The 1,418-nt window shown below is 35.2% G+C and carries 1 protein-coding gene; it reads right to left on the reverse strand.

Annotated features, from left to right (window positions below):
• Positions 1-227: 227 nt before the first annotated feature.
• The coding region (locus AX762_RS12245) for an IS1380 family transposase (RefSeq protein ID WP_071849391.1) at positions 228-1,418 on the reverse strand (1,191 nt) is incomplete at its 5' end.

Below are 1,418 nucleotides of genomic sequence, written 5' to 3' on the forward strand. Positions count from 1 at the left end.
ACATTATTCAGCATATACATTACCTAAATTCCACGTCAAATCAAAAATTCCTTTTTTTGAGCATTTTTTATGAGGAATCCAGGTAACTTTTTCTATATCGTACCATTTTCGTCACCAACTCTCTGTCTTTTAGTACCTTTAATCATTACAGCCTGAATAGTTTGCATGCTTAAACAAGCCCCGCAAATCTTTACCCTAGGCTTCTTCCGATTCTAAGGTTAACTGCTTCAGGTTAAATATTTTTCATATACCGACTTGTATGGATAGTTAAACGATAATTTCATAATTACATTTCGGGCAGTTTTAATTATTTTTGCAGCCAGAAATACATATTTCAAACGGAAGGTTTTAATCTGTTGTCTGTATTCCGCTACGCTCAACGAATCAAACTTAAACAGCAAAAACAAATTGAAAGCAAGCATCATAAGCTGAAAAACAGCCTCATTGGCCCAAAATGACTTTAGCAAAAGATGACCTACGCTCATATCGTATTTGGCTTCTTTAATATAATTCTCACTGTTGCCACGTTTTTCATACGAGATGACAACTTTTTCTGAAAGTAAATCTATGTTTGTTACAAAGAAAAAGTATTCGTATTCCGAGCCCTCCAAAAGTGATAATTGTGCTCTTTCTTTTTCAGGTTTCAATACACGAGACACGACAAATCTTCTGTCTTTATTCCATGTGTTTAGCTTCGTAAACAGCTCTGTAGTTTCTCTGCCTTCTTCGCCTTTAACAAACAAAACAGATTCATCTGTTACTTGTGAAGCGAGTGTTGGATAGACTTTGGCTTTAATCAAATACTTGCAACCTAGCGTTTCAATAGTTTCGATAATTTCTTCGTCAAAGTAACCGCTGTCCATTCTAAACAGAATGTCTAGATCATCTGTTTTTATGTTGGCTACAATTTCTTTTATCATTTCTGCAGCACCATTTGCAGTGTAGGTATTACCACTTCTAACAAATCCAGTGATGTATGCTTTTAGTTCATCACAGAAGGCGAACTGGATATTGTAGCAGCGATTGCCTAGCTTTTTTGGATTGTATCGCTTGGTTGCACCTTCTTTGTGGCCTTCTACGTTGATGACGCTACTATCGATATCAATAGTGATGGACGTCAGATTGCTTTTAGAAAGTAGTCTTTTGAAGACTTTGAAATTGATATCTCTAAACATTTGAGTTGTCTTGAAGTTGAAGTTTCCTAAAAACCGAGATACTGTTTCTGGTTCCTTTACCGAAATATCGAATTCATTAACCAGTGGATCGTTTTGAAGTAACTTTAAGTGCTTTAATTTGTCAATGCCAATAAAATGACCGCAGAGCATCGTCTTTATATGATTCATCTTGATTTTATTTGTTGATTCATGATCAAATACAAGGTCATTTTCAATAAGATCAAAAACCCCGTTACTTTTTGC

This window comes from Alkalibacterium sp. 20 (genome assembly GCF_001885615.1).
In the GTDB taxonomy this organism is placed as follows: Bacteria; Bacillota; Bacilli; order Lactobacillales; family Carnobacteriaceae_A; genus Alkalibacterium.